We start from the raw sequence: 17769 nt of genomic DNA on the forward strand, positions 1-17769 counted from the left end.
GGAGAACAATAATGAGCAACGCCCCGGTAATCGGCCATTACATCAACGGCCAGGTGCACGACAGCGCCAGTGAGCGCTTCAGCAATGTGTTCAACCCGGCTACCGGCGAAGTCCAGGCCCGAGTCGGGCTGGCCAGCCAGAAGACCGTCGATGAAGCCGTCGCGTCGGCACTGAAAGCCTTCCCGGCGTGGTCCGAGCAATCATCCCTGCGCCGTTCGCGGGTGCTGTTCAAATTCAAGGAATTGCTCGACCAGCACCACGATGAGCTGGCTGAAATCATCAGCCGCGAACACGGCAAGGTGTTCTCCGACGCCAAGGGCGAAGTCACCCGCGGCATCGAGATCGTCGAGTTCGCCTGCGGTGCGCCAAACCTGTTGAAAACCGATTTCAGCGACAACATCGGCGGCGGCATCGACAACTGGAACCTGCGCCAGCCACTGGGCGTGTGCGCCGGCATCACCCCGTTCAACTTCCCGGTGATGGTGCCGCTGTGGATGATCCCGCTGGCGCTGGCCACCGGTAACTGCTTCATCCTCAAGCCGTCGGAGCGCGACCCGTCCGCCAGTTTGCTGATGGCCCGCCTGCTGACCGAAGCCGGGCTGCCCGACGGTGTGTTCAACGTGGTGCAGGGTGACAAGAGCGCGGTAGACGGCCTGTTGCAGCACCCGGATATCGAGGCGATTTCGTTCGTCGGTTCCACCCCGATTGCCGAGTACATCCACCAGCAGGCCACCCAGCGCGGCAAGCGTGTGCAGGCATTGGGCGGGGCGAAGAACCATATGATCGTGATGCCCGACGCCGACCTGGATCAGGCGGCTGACGCCTTGATCGGCGCAGCGTACGGCTCGGCCGGCGAGCGCTGCATGGCGATCTCGATTGCCGTGGTGGTGGGCGATGTCGGCGACAGGCTGATCGAAAAACTGCTGCCGCGTATCGACCGGTTGAAGGTCGGCAACGGTATGCAAAAAGACAGCGAGATGGGCCCGCTGGTTACCGCCGAACACAAGGCCAAGGTCGAAGGGTTTATCGACCAGGGCGTGGCCCAGGGCGCGAAGCTGATCGTCGACGGTCGTGGCTTCAAGGTGCCGGGCGCGGAGGGTGGTTTCTTCGTCGGTGCGACCTTGTTCGATAACGTCACCACCGAAATGAGCATCTACCAGCAAGAGATTTTCGGGCCGGTGCTGGGCATCGTGCGGGTGGCGGATTTTGCCAGCGCCGTGGCCTTGATCAACGCCCATGAGTTCGGCAACGGCGTGTCGTGCTTTACCAGCGACGGCGGCATTGCCCGTGCCTTTGCCCGCACCATCAAGGTCGGGATGGTCGGCATCAACGTGCCGATTCCGGTGCCGATGGCCTGGCATTCGTTCGGTGGCTGGAAGCGCTCGCTGTTCGGCGACCACCACGCCTATGGCGAAGAAGGCATTCGTTTCTACAGCCGCTACAAGAGCGTCATGCAACGCTGGCCCGACAGCATCGCCAAGGGCCCTGAATTCAGCATGCCAACCGCCAAGTAACGTTTTCGAGTGTGGAGCACAACAATAATGAAGTCGCCTCTACGTTTTGCCCTGAACCGCATGGTCGCCCCCAGCCTTTCCCTGCCCGATTTTATCCAGCTGGCGGTGACCCTGAAATGCGACGCCATCGAGATCCGCAACGACCTCAAGGGCATCGAGATTGAAGACGGCACCCCTGCCAGCCGCGTGCGCGAATTGTGCGCGGTGCATGGCATCACGGTGCTGTCGATCAACGCGCTGTACCCCTTCGATGTATGGAATGACGAACGCCGCGCCCAGGCCATCAAGCTGGCGGCCTATGCCCGCGAATGCGGCGCGCAGGCGTTGGTGATGTGCCCGTTGAACGACCGCGCCGACTCGCGCAACGAAGCCCAGCGCGCGGCCGGTTTGCGCACCGCCTTGAGTGAACTGGCGCCGATCCTGCGGGAATACGGGATTCTCGGTTTTGTCGAACCCCTGGGGTTTGAAGAATGCTCGCTGCGCCGCAAACGCGTGGCCGTGGATACGATCAAGTCTGTCGGCGGCCTGGATGTGTTCCGCGTGGTGCATGACACCTTCCACCACCACCTGGCCAGTGAACATGAGTTCTTCCCCGAACTGACTGGGCTGGTGCATATCTCCGGTGTGGAAGATGCCGACGCACCGCTGAACTCGATCCGCGACGGCCACCGCGTGCTGGTGGGCGAGGCTGACATCCTCGGCAATGCCGCGCAGATCGACACGCTGCTCAGCACCGGCTACAGCGGCCACCTGTCATTCGAACCGTTCGCCGAAAGCGTGCACGGCCTGGCAGATATCAAGCAGGCGTTGGGGGCGAGTATCGCCCACCTGCAGAAACGATAAGGGGCACCTCATGACCACAACCCGATTGACCATGGCCCAGGCCCTGGTGAAGTTTCTGGATAACCAGTACATCGAAGTCGACGGTGTGCAGAGCAAATTTGTCGCGGGCATCTTCACGATTTTCGGCCACGGCAATGTGCTGGGCCTGGGCCAGGCCCTGGAGCAGGACAGCGGCGACCTGGTGGTGCATCAGGGCCGCAACGAACAAGGCATGGCCCACGCGGCGATTGGTTTTGCCAAGCAGCACTTGCGCCGCAAGATCTACGCGTGCTCCTCCTCGGTGGGGCCGGGTGCGGCGAATATGTTGACCGCCGCGGCGACCGCGACCGCCAACCGGATTCCGTTGCTGCTGTTGCCCGGTGATGTCTACGCCAGTCGCCAGCCCGATCCGGTACTGCAACAAATCGAACAGTTCCACGACTTGAGCATCAGCACCAACGACGCGTTTCGTGCGGTCAGCAAATACTGGGACCGCATCAACCGCCCGGAACAGCTGATGACGGCGGCGATCCACGCCATGCGCGTGCTCACCGACCCGGCGGAAACCGGCGCCGTGACCCTGGCCCTGCCGCAGGATGTACAGGGCGAAGCCTGGGATTACCCGGATTACTTCCTGCAAAAACGCGTGCACCGTATCGACCGTCGCCCGGCGACCGAAGCGATGCTGGGGGATGCCGTGGCGGCGTTCAAGGGCAAGCGCAAACCGCTGATCGTGTGTGGCGGCGGGGTCAAATACTCCGGGGCGAATGCCGCGCTGCAAGCCTTTGCCGAACGCTTCGATATTCCTTTCGCGGAAACCCAGGCGGGCAAGAGTGCGGTGGTTTCAAGCCATCCACTGAACCTCGGCGGTCTTGGTGAAACCGGCTGCCTGGCGGCGAACCTGCTGGCACCCGAGGCGGATCTGATCATTGGTATCGGCACGCGCTATACCGATTTCACCACGTCGTCGAAGTCACTGTTCAAGCATCCTGAGGTGCAGTTTCTCAACCTGAATATCAGCCCGTGCGACGCACTGAAACTCGATGGCGTGCAGTTGCTGGCGGATGCCAAGGTTGGCCTGGAAGCACTGGCTGAAGCCTTGGGCGACTACCGTTCCAGCTGGGGGGATCAGCCACGGGATGCCAAGGCGCAATTGGACGTCGAAGTCGACCGGATCTACCAGGCGGAATACCAGACTGAAAACTTCGTCCCTGAAATCAACGACCACATGGACCCGGCGGTGCTGCGTGAGTTTATCGAGCTGACCGGTTCCTGCCTGACCCAAAGCCGCGTACTCGGTGTGCTCAACGAAGCCCTGGCCGACGACGCAATCATCGTCGCCGCTGCCGGCAGCCTGCCGGGTGACTTGCAGCGCAGCTGGCGCAGCAAGGGCGTCAACACCTACCACGTCGAATACGGTTATTCGTGCATGGGCTATGAGGTCAACGCCGCGTTGGGCGTGAAGCTGGCCGAGCCCGAGCGCGAGGTGTACGCACTGGTGGGCGACGGCTCGTACATGATGCTGCACTCGGAGCTGGCCACCTCGATCCAGGAGCGGCGCAAGATCAACGTGGTGCTGCTGGACAACATGACCTTCGGCTGCATCAACAATTTGCAGATGGAACACGGCATGGACAGCTTCGGCACCGAGTTCCGCTTCCGCAATCCCGAGACCGGCAAGCTCGACGGCGGTTTTGTGCCGGTGGACTTCGCTATGAGTGCGGCGGCCTATGGTTGCAAGACCTACAAGGTCAACACCGTGGAGCAGTTGCAGGCGGCGCTGGCCGATGCGCGTACGCAAACCGTGTCGACGCTGATTGATATCAAGGTCCTGCCGAAAACCATGATCCACAAATACCTGTCGTGGTGGCGCGTCGGTGTGGCGCAGGTGTCCACCAGCGCGCGCACCGATGCGGTGGCCAAACAACTCAATGAACGCCTGGCCAAGGCCCGGCAGTACTAATAACAAGAGGAGTGTTTTCATGTCTTTGAAGTTGGGTGTTATCGGTACTGGCGCCATCGGCCAGGATCACATTCGTCGCTGCAGCCAGACCTTGCTCAACAGCCAGGTGGTGGCCGTGACCGACATCAACCTTGAGCAGGCGGCCAAGGTCGTCGCTGACCTGAAACTCACCGCCGAGGTGTACCCGGACGGCCACGCGCTGATCAATTCGCCGCAGGTCGAGGCGATCCTGGTGACCTCATGGGGCCCGAGCCACGAAGAATTTGTGTTGGCGGCGATTGCGGCCGGCAAACCCGTGTTCTGCGAGAAGCCGCTGGCGGTGACTGCCGAAGGCTGCCGCAAGATCGTCGAGGCCGAAGTGGCCCACGGCAAGCGCCTGGTGCAGGTGGGTTTCATGCGTCCGTATGACCAAGGCTATCGCGCCTTGAAAGCCGTGATCGACAGCGGCCAGATCGGCGAGCCGCTGATGCTGCACTGTGCCCACCGCAACCCGAGGGTGGGTGAGAACTACAAGACCGACATGGCGATCACCGACACCCTGATCCACGAACTGGATGTGTTGCGCTGGTTGCTGGCCGATGACTACGTGTCGGTGCAGGTGGTGTTCCCGCGTAAATCGAGCAAGGCGCTGGCCCATCTGCGTGACCCGCAGATCGTGCTGCTGGAAACCGCCAAGGGCACGCGCATCGATGTGGAAGTGTTTGTGAACTGCCAGTACGGCTACGACATCCAGTGCGAAGTGGTGGGGGAGACCGGTATTGCGAAATTGCCGGAGCCGTCCCAGGTGCAGATGCGCAGCGGGGCCAAGTTGTCGAACGCGATCCTGATGGACTGGAAAGACCGGTTCATCGCGGCGTATGACGTTGAGCTGCAGGCGTTTATCGACGGTGTAAGGGCAGGGCAAGTGGGGGGGCCGTCGGCGTGGGATGGTTTTGCAGCGGCGGTGGCGGCGGATGCGTGTATTGAGGCGCAGAACAGTGGGCAGATTGTGAAAGTGGGCCTGCCACCCCGTCCGCATTTCTACGGCTAACCACAACCCTCACTGATGTAACGCAGTCAGTGTGGGAGCGGGCTTGCTCGCGAATGCGGCCTTTCAGTCAACATTTGCATCGACTGACCCACCGCATTCGCGAGCAAGCCCGCTCCCACATTTGACCGAGTTCCTACCTCAAATTCGGGAGATCTCAAGCATGCGCATCGCATTAGACCCCTACATGTACCGCCACCTGCCCCTCGGCCAAATGGTCGACAAGGCCGCCGAACTCGGCTACCAGCACATCGAACTCTCGCCCCGGGAAGACTTCCTGCCGTTCTACAAGGCCCCCCGGGTCGACCGCGCGCGCATCAAGGAATTTCGCAAGGCCTTGAGCGACGCCGGCGTGCAACTCTCATCCCTGCTGCCCATGTACCACTGGGCCGCCGCCGACGAAGGCCTGCGGGTTGCCGCCGTGCGCAACTGGAAGCGCGCGATCCAGATCGCCGTGGAAATGGACTGCGAGCTGGTCAACACCGAATTCACCGGCCAGTCCGACAACCCGTTGGTGTGCGAAAACCAGTTCATGCGCTCCATGGACGAGCTGATGCCGGAGTTCGAGCGCGAAGGCATCAAGCTGGATATCCAGGCGCATCCGTACGACTTCTGCGAGCGCAACAACGAGTCGGTGGACATCATTCGCGGCCTCGACCGCGACTGGATCAACTACCTCTACGCCGCGCCGCACACCTTCTTCTATGACGACGGCAAGGGCGATATCGCCTCGATGCTCAAGTACGCAGGCTCCAAGCTCAGCCACTTGATCATTGCCGACACTTACAACCACCGGGCGTCGTCCAACCTGCGCTACATCGTCAACCCGCCGGGCGTCACCGCCACCGTGCACCAGCACCTGGACATCGGCCAGGGCGAGGTGAACTGGGAGGCGTTTTTCGGCACTCTGCGGGAAATCAAGTTCGACGGCATTGCCACGGTGTCGGTGTTTGCCTGGGAAGACCGGCCGGATGAGTCCAACCGGATGATGCTGGAGCGGGTGACCCGCGAGTTGTGCTGTTAGACCGTTGTGGCGTGCCCTGTGGCGAGGGAGCTTGCTGCCCCGAAAAGCTTGCGACTGCTACGCAGTCGAGCGGGAGCAAGCTCCCTCGCCACAATTAACCAAGGAGTATTTGTATGCGAATCGGACTGGTTGGATACGGCAAAGGCGGCCGTGTATTTCATGCACCCCTGATAGCCAGCCTGCCGGGGGCGACCTTTGTCGGCGTGGTGACACGGTCACCCGAACGTCGCCAGCAACTGGCGACGGATCACCCCGGAGTGAAGGCCTTCGACAGTATCGGGCAGATCACCGAGGCCGGTGTCGACGTGCTGGTGATCTCCACCACCCTCAAGGGCCGTCCGGCCCTGGTGCTGGAGGCCATTGAGCACGGTGTGGCGGTGGTCAGCGACAAACCCTTTGCCAGCAATGCCGAACAGGCCCAGGCCTTGATCACCGCCGCCGAGCGCCAGGGCGTGCTGCTCAGCGCCTACCAGAACCGGCGCTGGGATTCGGACTTCCTCACCGTGCGCAAGCTGATCGACGCCGGAGCCCTGGGCACCGTCACCCGCTTTGAATCCCGGGTGGAGCGCTACAACCCGGGCTCGGTGGGCAATGCCAGCGGCGGCGGCTTCCTGCGGGACCTGGGCAGCCACCTGGTGGACCAGGCCATGCAACTGTTCGGCCCGGTGGACCGGGTGTTCGCGCAGTTGCACTACACCGCCGATGAGTCGAACGTAGACCACGGCTTCTTTGTATCGCTGACCCACGCCAACGGGGTGATTTCACACCTGTGGGGCAGCGCCCTGCAAAACAGCCAGGCCCCGCGGTTTCGGGTGAATGGCACGGCCGGTTGCTACACCATCGAAGGGCTGGACGGCCAGGAAGAGGCGCTGCTGGCCGGCAAGACCCCGAAAACCGAAGGCGAGCACTGGGGCGCTGAAGAACATCGACGCTGGGGCTGGTTCGAGCAGGGGCCGGATCGTGAGCGGGTGCCGTCGGAAAAGGGCCGTTGGAATCAGTTCTACAGTCAGCTGCAAAGCGCGGTGGAAGGCCACGGCGAGTTGCCGGTGAACGTCCTGGATGCGCTGGCAACCACCCGCGTACTGGACGCCGCACGCCTGAGTTCAGAGCGCCAGCAGGTAGTGGAAATGGCGGCTATGGAGCCTCATGGATGAAAAATAGAATAAAATTCTAAAACATGTTGATATGGAAATTATTTTCCAATAAAGTCATTCCAGGTTGCATAAAGTACGTTCGGACTCGATTCGGGCGACTCGACAAAAACAAGATCAAAACAACCAGGTACCGTCAGATGAAAATCTTCAACGCTGTACTGCGAGTTTTACGTCCTGCCCTCCAGCCACGCGGTCTGCCCCGCGCCCGGCCGTTTTACTTTTCCCTCCTGAATGTCCTGTGCGTCGAAAGCAAGGGTTCCCTGGTGTGCTGCATTCCGGGGGCGCCGATCGTTCGACTGCCGACCGCTTCGCTCTGAAAAACGCAACGTCCACAAAACCAACAAGAAATTGGAGACAGACCGTTCATGAAGACCCCGATCCGTTTTACCGCGCTGGCCCTGTCCATGATGCTCGCCAGTGGTTTCGCCACGGCGGCCGATATCAAGGTGGGCGTGAGCATGTCGGCGTTCGATGACACCTTCCTGACTTACCTGCGTGAAGACATGGACAAGCAAGCCAAGTCCTACCCCAAGGGTGACGGCGTGCAGCTGCAGTTCGAAGACGCCCGCGCCGACGTGGTCAAGCAACTGAGCCAGGTCGAGAGCTTTATCAGCCAGAAAGTCGATGCCATCATCGTCAATCCGGTCGATACCGCATCGACCAAGAACATTATCACCGAAGCTACCAAGGCGGGGATTCCGCTGGTGTTCGTCAACCGGCGTCCCGACCAGAAAGAATTACCCAAGGGCGTGGTGGCGGTGACCTCCGATGATGTCGAGGCGGGTCGCCTGCAAATGCAGTACATCGCCGAAAAGCTCGGCGGCAAGGGCAAGATCGTGATCCTGCTGGGTGACCTGGCGAACAACTCCACCACCAACCGCACCAAGGGGGTGAAGGAAGTCCTGGCCAAATACCCAGGCATCACCATCGAGCAGGAACAGACCGGCATCTGGCTGCGTGACAAGGGCATGACCCTGGTCAACGACTGGCTGACCCAAGGCCGTGAATTCAACGCGGTGCTGGCCAACAACGATGAGATGGCCATCGGTGCGTCCATGGCCTTGAAGTCGGCGGGCACCAAGCCGGGCACCGTGTTGATCGCCGGGGTGGATGGCACACCGGACGGTTTGAACGCGATTACCAAGGGCGACATGGCCGCGTCGGCGTTCCAGGATGCCAATGGCCAGGCCGTGGGTTCGGTGGAAGCGGCGCGCAAGATGGCCAGGCACGAGCCGGTCGAGCAGAACGTGGTGATCCCGTTCAAGCTGATCACCCCGGACAACGTCAAAGACTTCAAGTAGCCCTTAATAACAACAATAAACCGGCAGGGCAGCCACGGCGGCCCTGCTGACGGAGTACCCGATATGTTTGCTCAAGCGACTGCTTCCCAGCCTCCCGGTATCCAGCCCTTGGTACTGGAAGAACCCTATCTGCTGGAGATCTCCAACATCAGCAAAGGCTTTCCCGGCGTCGTGGCCCTGGCCGATGTGCAGCTGCGGGTGCGCCCCGGCTCGGTGCTGGCGCTGATGGGCGAGAACGGCGCGGGCAAGTCGACACTGATGAAGATCATCGCCGGCATCTATCAGCCCGACGCCGGTGAAATCCGCTTGCGTGGCAAGCCGATCAAATTCGAAACACCGCTGGCAGCGCAGAAGGCCGGGATCGCGATGATCCACCAGGAACTCAACCTGATGCCGCACATGAGCATCGCCGAGAACATCTGGATCGGTCGCGAACAGCTCAACGGCCTGCACATGGTCAACCACCGGGAAATGCACCGCTGCACCGCGCAATTGCTGGAGCGGCTGCGGATCAATCTCGACCCGGAGGAACACGTCGGTAACCTGAGCATTGCCGAGCGGCAGATGGTCGAGATTGCCAAGGCGGTGTCCTATGACTCCGACATCCTGATCATGGATGAACCGACCTCCGCCATTACCGACAAGGAAGTGGCCCACCTGTTTTCGATCATTGCCGACCTCAAGTCCCAGGGCAAAGGCATCATCTACATCACCCATAAAATGAACGAAGTGTTCGCCATCGCCGATGAAGTGGCGGTGTTCCGCGATGGCGCCTATATCGGCCTGCAGCGGGCCGACAGCATGGACAGCGACAGCCTGATCTCGATGATGGTGGGGCGTGAGCTGAGCCAGCTGTTCCCGGTGCGCGACAAGCCCATCGGCAATCTGCTGCTGTCGGTGCGCGACCTGCGCCTGGATGGGGTATTCCAGGGCGTGTCGTTCGACCTGCACGCCGGCGAAATTCTCGGTATCGCCGGGCTGATGGGCTCCGGGCGGACCAATGTGGCCGAAACCATTTTCGGCATCACCCCAAGCTCCGGCGGCGAGATCCAGTTGGACGGCAAGACCGTGCGCATCACCGACCCGCATATGGCCATCGAGAAGGGCTTCGCGCTGCTGACCGAAGACCGCAAGCTCAGCGGCCTGTTCCCCTGCCTGTCGGTACTGGAAAACATGGAGATGGCCGTGCTGCCGCATTACTCCGGCAATGGCTTTATCCAGCAAAAAGCCCTGCGTGCCCTGTGTGAAGACATGTGCACCAAGCTGCGGGTGAAAACCCCGTCGCTGGAGCAATGCATCGACACCTTGTCCGGTGGCAACCAGCAAAAAGCCCTGTTGGCCCGCTGGCTGATGACCAACCCACGGCTGCTGATCCTCGACGAACCCACTCGCGGTATCGACGTGGGCGCCAAGGCCGAGATCTACCGGCTGATTTCCTACCTGGCCAGCGAAGGCATGGCGGTGATCATGATTTCCTCGGAGCTGCCCGAGGTGCTGGGCATGAGCGACCGGGTGATGGTGATGCACGAAGGCGACCTGATGGGCACCCTGGACCGCGCGGATGCGACCCAGGAAAAAGTCATGCAACTGGCTTCCGGTATGACGGCGGTCCACTAACGAACAGACGGCGCCGGCCCGTTGTGGCCGGCGCAACGCGATAAAAAAGGTGAGTGGTTATGAACGCGATACTGGAAAGCAAACCCGAGGAAAAGAAGCCCGCTGCGGCGCCGGTCAAGCACCGTCGACGCATGCCCACCGAGCTGAGCATCCTGCTGGTGCTGATTGGCATCGGCCTGGTGTTTGAGTTGTTCGGCTGGATCGTGCGCGACCAGAGCTTCCTGATGAACTCCCAGCGCCTTGTATTGATGATCCTGCAAGTTTCGATCATCGGCCTGCTGGCGATTGGCGTGACCCAGGTGATCATCACCACCGGTATCGATTTGTCCTCGGGCTCGGTGCTGGCGTTGTCGGCGATGATCGCCGCCAGCCTGGCGCAGACTTCCGACTTTTCCCGTGCGGTGTTTCCGTCATTGACTGACCTACCGGTGTGGATACCGGTGGCGATGGGCCTGGGCGTGGGGCTGCTGGCGGGGGCGATCAACGGCAGTATCATTGCGGTCACCGGGATTCCACCGTTTATTGCGACCCTCGGCATGATGGTCTCGGCCCGTGGCCTGGCGCGTTACTACACCGAAGGCCAGCCGGTGAGCATGCTCTCGGACTCCTACACGGCCATCGGCCACGGCGCGATGCCGGTGGTGATCTTCCTGGTGGTGGCGGTGATCTTCCATATCGCCCTGCGCTACACCAAGTACGGCAAGTACACCTACGCCATCGGCGGCAACATGCAGGCGGCGCGCACCTCGGGCATCAACGTCAAGCGCCACCTGATCATCGTCTACAGCATCGCCGGCCTGCTGGCAGGCCTGGCCGGTGTAGTGGCGTCGGCACGGGCGGCCACCGGGCAGGCGGGCATGGGCATGTCCTATGAGCTGGACGCGATTGCCGCTGCGGTGATCGGCGGTACCAGCCTGGCGGGCGGGGTAGGGCGCATCACCGGCACCGTGATCGGCGCGTTGATTCTCGGCGTGATGGCCAGCGGGTTTACCTTCGTCGGCGTGGATGCCTACATCCAAGACATCATCAAGGGCCTGATCATCGTGGTGGCGGTGGTGATCGACCAATATCGCAACAAGCGCAAACTCAAGCGCTGACACGGTCCTCAAGGCCGCATCGGTCAAAATGTGGGAGCGGGCTTGCTCGCGAAGACGGTGTATCAGTTAAACATTCAGTGACTGACACACTGCCTTCGCGAGCAAGCCCGCTCCCACATTTAACCGTTTGTCTTCTATATAGCTCCACAACACTGAATTTCTTGCTATAAACGCACTCCGATGACCATTCGCCGAGCCCGTCCTGGTGCCTTTGCGGGTTATCTTGGAAAAAATGCCTGTCATTTCAGTTGCTGAGCCCTCAAGTCGGCCTTAGACTGCCGCCCCTCGTAAATTGAGTGCCGGGTGGCGCTTGAAATGGACGGCGCCTTTCCGAGACCTGCAGAGGTCGGCCGGAACGCTCCCTTATTCGCCTTAATGCACGTATTTTTTATAGAGAAATCAATGACAAAGGAAAAGTTGCTGGCCATGCCGGCGGATGACTACATGAATGCCGAGCAGCACGCTTTTTTCGAGAAGTTGTTGCAGGACATGAAAGTGGAACACCACGAGCGCATCGAGCAGAACCGCATCGCCATTGAAAGCCTGGACACCCCGGCAGACCCGGCCGACGCTGCTTCTGTCGAAGAAGAGCGCACCTGGCTGGTGAACGCCATCGACCGCGACCAGCGCATGCTGCCGCAACTTGAGCAGGCCCTGGGCCGTATCAAGGAAGACTCCTTCGGCTGGTGCGACGACAGCGGCGAGCCTATCGGCCTCAAGCGCCTGCTGATCAGCCCGACCACCAAGTACTGCATCGAAGCGCAAGAGCGCCACGAGCAAATCGACAAGCACCAGCGTCAAGCCTGATGCGGTGAACTGCTGGAGCCGGGTTACCCGGTTCCCAGCAGAAAACAGCCGTTTCCCCCCGTTTATTGATCTGCTGCAAGCCCCCCACTAAAGGCCCATGGATAATGGCCACATAGTGGCGTCTAATGCAGTCACAATAACGACAAGCAGTGGGGTAACGAACATGGCTGGAGACGGATCTCTCATGGGCGCAGCAGTGTCACCACCCGTGGTGGCGCGACAGTTGCCCGGCTGGTTGACGCCGCTCTTGCAAAGTACCGCCCTGGTGCTGTTGCTGCTGGGCCTGGCGTTCGCCCAACTCTCGATTTACCTGTGCCTGCCGGTGGCCCTGCTGCTGATCTGGCTGCCCCGCCTGAAACATCGCACCCACAATGCCGCACCGGCCGAAGCCACCGATGCAATCGGCGAGCTGACCCGCGACCTGTCCTACACCACCAGCCATAACGCGCTGTCTGCTGCCGGCGTGGCCTATTCGGTCAAGCAACTGGCGGCCAGGCTGCAATCTCAATTGGGCGCGGCGAAGCAGATCGTCAACAGTGCCGAAGTGATGATCGGCACCGAGCAGGTCACCTCGCAACTGAGCCGCCAGGCCCTCGGCGCGGCCAGCCAGGCCCATCAGCGCAGTACCGAAGGGCGCGAGGTGCTGGCGCAGTCCATCACCCGTATGCACCAGCTCAGCCAGCGCGCCAACGACAGCCGTCAATTGATCGAGGCCTTGAGCCAGCGCAGCGAAGAAATCCAGCGCGTCACCCTGGTGATCCAGTCGATCGCCAGCCAGACTAACCTGCTGGCCTTGAACGCGGCGATTGAAGCCGCGCGGGCGGGTGAGCATGGTCGCGGGTTTGCGGTGGTCGCCGACGAGGTGCGTGGCCTGGCTGGGCGAACCGCCACGGCGACCGATGAAGTCGGGGTGATGGTGGCGGATATCCAGCAGCGTACCGCCCAGGTGGTGGAGCAGATCCGGCAATTGTCGGCGGATCTGCAATCCGGTGTAGAGCAGGTGGAGCACGCCGGCGAGCAACTGGACAGCATCGCCAGCCTGGCAGCGGATGTCGAAGGCCAGGTCAATGAAATCGCTCAGGGCACCGACACCAACCGGGCCCAACTCGACAGCCTGTTCCATGCGGTGGAGCAGATGCGCAGCGATTTGACCGTCAGCGACCAGCAGACCCAACAGTTGGCTGCCGCCGCCGTACAAATGGAAGGCCAGGCCGAAACCATCAGTGAACGCCTCGCCGAGGTCGGCCTGGACGACTACCACCAGCGCATCTATGACCTGGCACGCGAAGGCGCGAGCCGCATTGCCGCGCAGTTTGAAGCCGACGTCCTGCAAAACCGCATCAGCCTCGATGACCTGTTCGACCGCAGCTATACCGCCATTCCCAACACGCGGCCAAGCAAGTACCACACGCGTTTTGACGGCTACACCGACCAGGTGCTGCCGGCCATCCAGGAAGCCCTGCTGCCCCGGCATGAGGGCCTGGTATTCGCCATCGCCTGCACGCCACAGGGTTATGTGCCGACCCACAACAAGGTGTTTTCCCAAACGTTGACCGGCGATGCCCAAGTGGACGCGGTACAAAATCGTACCAAGCGCAAGTTTGAAGACCGCACGGGAATCCGCTGCGGCAGCCACCAGCAGGCGGTCTTGCTGCAGACCTACACCCGCGATACCGGGGAGTTGATGCACGACTTGTCCGTGCCGATCACGGTCAATGGCCGGCATTGGGGCGGCTTGCGCCTGGGCTACAGACCTGAGGGCCGCTGACCCACGAGGGCGATTGTTGCAGGTAATGCAAGGGAGCTATTCCGGGGATAGCTTTTTCCAACTGGAAGAAAACCGTAGCATGGCGAAGATTGTTAGCCAGCTAACTAATTTTCCGGAGGCGCTCCATGCAAACCAAAGTCGATGTGGCTGTGATGATTGGCAGTGGCGTACCGCCCACCCTGCGAGCGCTGGGGCAAAAGGCCTGTTGGGTAGTGTTGCTCAATGGCGAGCAGCGCGGCACGGCGTTCGCCAGTCGCGACGAAGCCGAAGAGTGCAGGGCTGCCTGGGAGGCGCTGTTGCACCTGGAGCAGTCAGACAGCCTGCATTGAAGGCTCAGGGTTGCTGGTGCAGGCGCTGGTTCAGTTCGTCGACCGCGATCGCCCAGACTGCGTCTTCACGCAGTTCATCCTTAAGGAATTGGGCTTGTTGCGGTGACCAGAAATCCGCGTCAATCAGCTTTACGTCATTGGGCAGGGTGTGTTTGCCGATAAAGGCGTCAATCGCCTCGGGGGACGATTCCAGTCCAAGTTGTTCAAACAGGTCTTCGAGGGTGTAGGTCTGCGCTTCCATATCGTTCTCCATGCGGGCTGATCATCGTATGCATGGGAGGGTTGTTGCGGGACAGAGTTCGATCGGATTGTCGCGCCGGGTAATCAGGAGGTCAGCGCGCCGGAATCAACGGCGGCCTTAAGAGCTTTTGCGGCTTCCTTGGCAGCCGTGTTGGCAGCGTCTACGGTTTTGAACCAGCGGTCCTTTTCTACCTGGTGAGTCGTCACGGTGGTCAGGGGAGCCTTGGCCCGCATCACAATCACGGCCTGGAACTCACCGTCTACTTCCCTGGCTTCGCCATGGATGAAAAATTCGCCAATATCAAATTCCGTCACGTATAGCCTTCCCTTGGAGGTAATTGCGCTGATGAAACCTGAACCGCAAGGGCACAAATCTCAATGGACGGACCAGTATGGCAGTTGTTACGCGCTGGCGGCGCAGTAAAGTCAACCAGATGACGAAACGCCAGCCGCGCCTCAGCCGTGTGGCGCTTGCAGGATGGCTTCCAGCTGTCGGGCCAGTTCGCAGGCCTGGCTATGGCCGCTGCGAAAACCTTTGATCCGCCCACTGGGCACTTCAAGGATATGGAAAAAGTTTCTCCCGGCGGGGACTACCCGATAGAGCGCCGAATGCAGGCAACTGTCGTGGGTGTATAGGGAGTAGAATTGCCCGTCATCGATAAAAGATGAACCTGTGTTCGAAGGTGTGGCAATCGGTTGAGGTCGTTGCATAATCAGCTCCTGTCGATCGACATTGCGTACCCGCTTGCAGTATTTCGAGTGGTTTTGACCTGTGTTGCTGTTTTAGTATTGTCGTCAGTGTCCGGCGTCCGGTTCCATCCAAAGCATTAGTTTCTGTGTTGGATGTCGGAAACTGCATTTTTTAAAGGGTTATTGTCTGAAGTGGGTCGGCCAGTATTCTCTGGTCGTTAAACCTGTGATTTCCTGCAACGCCTGGCGACCTGCGTAAGGTGCGTCGGGCACGCCTGTACTAGTCTCATGGCCTGGCAGCGTGATCTTCTTCAGTTTTTATCAGTGGATTTGTTGTGTGATCGTGCCGTTTCCGGCCGTTTTTTTGTGCTGCCCGCTTGGGCGGACAGCACCCTTTTGATGTGGGGGCGTTTCCTTGGCAGTCAGTAATCTGGATATGCACGCGTTATTCGTGCTGGGTGATTTGCGCGCAAAGTTGGTCAAGCAGTTTCAATCCCGTTTCGTCTACGTCACTGAGCAGACACCTGAAGGTATCTACATCGCCGAGATCGATACCGAAGCGGCATTGGTGGTGGACGACAAGCCGCGCCTGGAACTCAAGGTCGGTGATCATTTCCGGGCCGCTGTATTGCCCAGCCGCGAAGGCGGCAAGTTCGAACTGAAGTTTCGCGATATCAAGTTGACGGTGTATGGCCTGGGCGATTACGCCTTTGTGTCCTCGGCCGAAGGCCAGGGCATCGTGTTCAAGGAAGGCCACAGCGTGATGCTGGTGTTTGCCGCCAATGAGCAGTTGGTAGAAGGCCTGACCAAGACCCTGAAGGCCGTCACCGGCAAGGCCGCCAAATGGCGCAAGGGTGAACTCGTGACCTTCAAGGCCAGCGAGTAATGAGCCAGGGTAGGGCACAGTTCCACGAGCAGCACCTGCTCGATGCCCAAGCCACGGCGGCTCAATTGTTTGCCCGCAAGGCCGAGTTGCAGGGCGCCTGGTTGAGCTGGGTCGCCGGCCAACTGTATGAACTCAAGCCCGCCGAATTCGCCAGCATGGTGCGCCGCGAGTTGCAGCGGCTGAACAATCCTGCGTAAAAACCGGCAACCTGCCATGTTCCCCGGAACCTCTACTACAGTTGAGTTGACTTAAGTATTCAGAGGCTTCGCGGTGTTACAGCAAAGCCATTCGCGATTGCTGTAAGGCATGAGGTGCAAAGCATGAAAGGAATTCGAGCACTGTTGGCAGCCTCACTGACGACCCTGAGTCTGTCGGTGGCGTCGCTGCCGGTATCAGCGGCCCAGGCGCCGATTCATTTTGCCGACCTGAACTGGGAAAGCGGCAGCCTGATCACCGAGGTGCTGCGGGTGATTGTCGAAAAGGGCTATGACTTGCCCACCGACACCTTGCCCGGCACCACCATCACCCTGGAAACCGCCCTGGCGAAAAACGACATCCAGGTGATCGGCGAAGAGTGGGCCGGCCGCAGCCCGGTGTGGGTCAAGGCCGAGGCCGAAGGCAAAGTGGTGGGCCTTGGGGATATCGTCAAGGGCGCCACTGAAGGCTGGTGGGTGCCGGAGTACGTGGTCAAGGGCGACCCGGCCAAAGGCATCAAGCCCCTCGCGCCGGACCTGCGCAGCGTGAAGGATCTGGCGCGCTACAAGGACGTGTTCAAGGACCCGGAGGCACCGAGCAAGGGCCGTTTCCTCAACAGCCCGATTGGCTGGACCTCGGAAGTGGTCAACAAGCAAAAGCTCAAGGCCTACGGGCTTGACGACAGCTATGTGAATTTCCGCAGTGGTTCGGGTGCTGCGCTGGATGCCGAGATTGCTTCCTCGATCCGCCGGGGCAAGCCGGTGCTGTTCTACTACTGGTCGCCTACACCGTTGATGGGGCGCTACAAGCTGATCCAGCTGGAAGAGCCGCCATTTGATGCCGAGGCGTGGAAGACGCTGACCGATGCAGACAATCCTGACCCGAAACCTACACGTTCCCTGGCCTCCAAGCTGAGCATCGGTGTGTCCACGCCGTTCCAGAAGGAGCATCCGCAGATCGCCGAGTTCTTTGCCAAGGTCGACTTTCCGATCGAGCCGCTGAACAAGGCGCTGGCCGAAATGAGCGAGAAGCACAGCCAGCCGCGAGAGGTCGCCCAGGCATTTCTCAAGGATCATCCGGAAGTCTGGAAGGCGTGGCTGACTGAGGATGTGGCGCAGAAGGTCGAAGCCAGCCTGAAGTAACACCGATATAACAGCCCGATTGCGATCAAAAATGTGGGAGCGGGCTTGCTCGCGAAAGCGGTTTCGGTTAAACCGCTCTACCAGCGAATACTGAGTATTGGCGGTATGCGTCAGCTCTTCACTCAACTGCGCCGAATTCAACGCCTGTTCCGACGTCTGGTCCGCCAGCAGCGCAATGGTGCTGATGTTACGG

18 protein-coding genes and 1 pseudogene are annotated in these 17769 nt (G+C 60.5%); 15 read left to right on the forward strand and 4 right to left on the reverse strand.

Going from position 1 to position 17769, the window contains the following annotated elements:
• Positions 1-11 precede the first annotated feature (11 nt).
• From HX873_RS24695 to HX873_RS24750, 12 genes are all read left to right on the forward strand, one after another.
• Entirely contained in the window at positions 12-1514 is a 1503-nt protein-coding gene (locus HX873_RS24695) for a CoA-acylating methylmalonate-semialdehyde dehydrogenase (RefSeq protein WP_177066601.1), read from the forward strand.
• Positions 1515-1541: 27 nt separating this feature from the next.
• Positions 1542-2357: a TIM barrel protein gene (locus HX873_RS24700; protein WP_177123341.1), complete on the forward strand. Its 816-nt coding sequence runs from the start codon at positions 1542-1544 to the stop codon at positions 2355-2357.
• A 10-nt stretch (positions 2358-2367) separates the two neighbouring features.
• Positions 2368-4299 carry a 3D-(3,5/4)-trihydroxycyclohexane-1,2-dione acylhydrolase (decyclizing) gene (gene iolD / locus HX873_RS24705; protein WP_087694124.1) on the forward strand — a complete coding sequence of 644 codons (1932 nt, stop codon included), beginning with the start codon at positions 2368-2370 and terminating at the stop codon, positions 4297-4299.
• Between the two features lie 19 nt (positions 4300-4318).
• Positions 4319-5329 carry a Gfo/Idh/MocA family protein gene (locus HX873_RS24710; RefSeq protein ID WP_008437157.1) on the forward strand — a complete coding sequence of 337 codons (1011 nt, stop codon included), beginning with the start codon at positions 4319-4321 and terminating at the stop codon, positions 5327-5329.
• 160 nt (positions 5330-5489) lie between these two features.
• Positions 5490-6350, forward strand: coding sequence for a sugar phosphate isomerase/epimerase family protein (locus HX873_RS24715; protein WP_003214697.1), 861 nt, complete (start codon positions 5490-5492; stop codon positions 6348-6350).
• A 113-nt stretch (positions 6351-6463) separates the two neighbouring features.
• Positions 6464-7504, forward strand: a complete 1041-nt coding sequence (locus HX873_RS24720; protein ID WP_177123342.1) for a Gfo/Idh/MocA family oxidoreductase — start codon at positions 6464-6466, stop codon at positions 7502-7504.
• A 365-nt stretch (positions 7505-7869) separates the two neighbouring features.
• Positions 7870-8805 carry a sugar ABC transporter substrate-binding protein gene (locus HX873_RS24725; protein ID WP_017479903.1) on the forward strand — a complete coding sequence of 312 codons (936 nt, stop codon included), beginning with the start codon at positions 7870-7872 and terminating at the stop codon, positions 8803-8805.
• Positions 8806-8868: 63 nt separating this feature from the next.
• The gene (locus tag HX873_RS24730; RefSeq protein ID WP_087694121.1) at positions 8869-10422 is read left to right on the forward strand and encodes a sugar ABC transporter ATP-binding protein; all 1554 of its coding nucleotides are present in this window, start codon (positions 8869-8871) and stop codon (positions 10420-10422) included.
• A 59-nt stretch (positions 10423-10481) separates the two neighbouring features.
• Entirely contained in the window at positions 10482-11519 is a 1038-nt protein-coding gene (locus HX873_RS24735) for an ABC transporter permease (protein ID WP_003214704.1), read from the forward strand.
• Between the two features lie 402 nt (positions 11520-11921).
• Positions 11922-12326 (forward strand): TraR/DksA C4-type zinc finger protein, encoded by a 405-nt coding sequence (locus HX873_RS24740; RefSeq protein WP_003214706.1) that lies wholly within the window; start codon positions 11922-11924, stop codon positions 12324-12326.
• 547 nt (positions 12327-12873) lie between these two features.
• Entirely contained in the window at positions 12874-14094 is a 1221-nt protein-coding gene (locus HX873_RS24745; protein ID WP_371318404.1) for a methyl-accepting chemotaxis protein, read from the forward strand.
• A gap of 125 nt (positions 14095-14219) precedes the next feature.
• A complete protein-coding gene (locus HX873_RS24750; protein WP_003214710.1) occupies positions 14220-14423 on the forward strand; it encodes a hypothetical protein in 204 nt (67 codons plus the stop codon).
• Between the two features lie 4 nt (positions 14424-14427).
• Here the strand turns inward: HX873_RS24750 and HX873_RS24755 are convergent, their stop codons facing one another.
• From HX873_RS24755 to HX873_RS24765, 3 genes are all read right to left on the reverse strand, one after another.
• Positions 14428-14664, reverse strand: a complete 237-nt coding sequence (locus HX873_RS24755) for a DUF2789 domain-containing protein (protein ID WP_087694069.1) — start codon at positions 14662-14664, stop codon at positions 14428-14430.
• Positions 14665-14747: 83 nt separating this feature from the next.
• Positions 14748-14978 carry a hypothetical protein gene (locus tag HX873_RS24760; RefSeq protein WP_003214713.1) on the reverse strand — a complete coding sequence of 77 codons (231 nt, stop codon included), beginning with the start codon at positions 14976-14978 and terminating at the stop codon, positions 14748-14750.
• 141 nt (positions 14979-15119) lie between these two features.
• The gene (locus HX873_RS24765) at positions 15120-15374 is read right to left on the reverse strand and encodes a hypothetical protein (RefSeq protein WP_083853233.1); all 255 of its coding nucleotides are present in this window, start codon (positions 15372-15374) and stop codon (positions 15120-15122) included.
• A gap of 415 nt (positions 15375-15789) precedes the next feature.
• On the opposite strand from HX873_RS24765, the gene HX873_RS24770 reads away from it, so the two are divergent.
• The 3 genes from HX873_RS24770 to HX873_RS24780 all read left to right on the forward strand — a co-directional run bounded on the left by HX873_RS24770 (position 15790) and on the right by HX873_RS24780 (position 17576).
• Entirely contained in the window at positions 15790-16239 is a 450-nt protein-coding gene (locus HX873_RS24770; protein WP_003214715.1) for a hypothetical protein, read from the forward strand.
• Positions 16239-16436, forward strand: a complete 198-nt coding sequence (locus HX873_RS24775) for a hypothetical protein (RefSeq protein ID WP_008437165.1) — start codon at positions 16239-16241, stop codon at positions 16434-16436. Before HX873_RS24770 ends, HX873_RS24775 begins: the two co-directional genes overlap by 1 nt.
• Before the next feature lie 123 nt (positions 16437-16559).
• Positions 16560-17576 (forward strand): ABC transporter substrate-binding protein, encoded by a 1017-nt coding sequence (locus tag HX873_RS24780; protein WP_008437166.1) that lies wholly within the window; start codon positions 16560-16562, stop codon positions 17574-17576.
• A gap of 63 nt (positions 17577-17639) precedes the next feature.
• On the opposite strand, the pseudogene HX873_RS24785 reads toward HX873_RS24780, so the two are convergent.
• Positions 17640-17769: pseudogene (locus HX873_RS24785) on the reverse strand (chemotaxis protein); the annotation flags it as partial.

Source organism: Pseudomonas sp. P7758, assembly GCF_013386485.1.
Lineage (GTDB): Bacteria > Pseudomonadota > Gammaproteobacteria > Pseudomonadales > Pseudomonadaceae > Aquipseudomonas.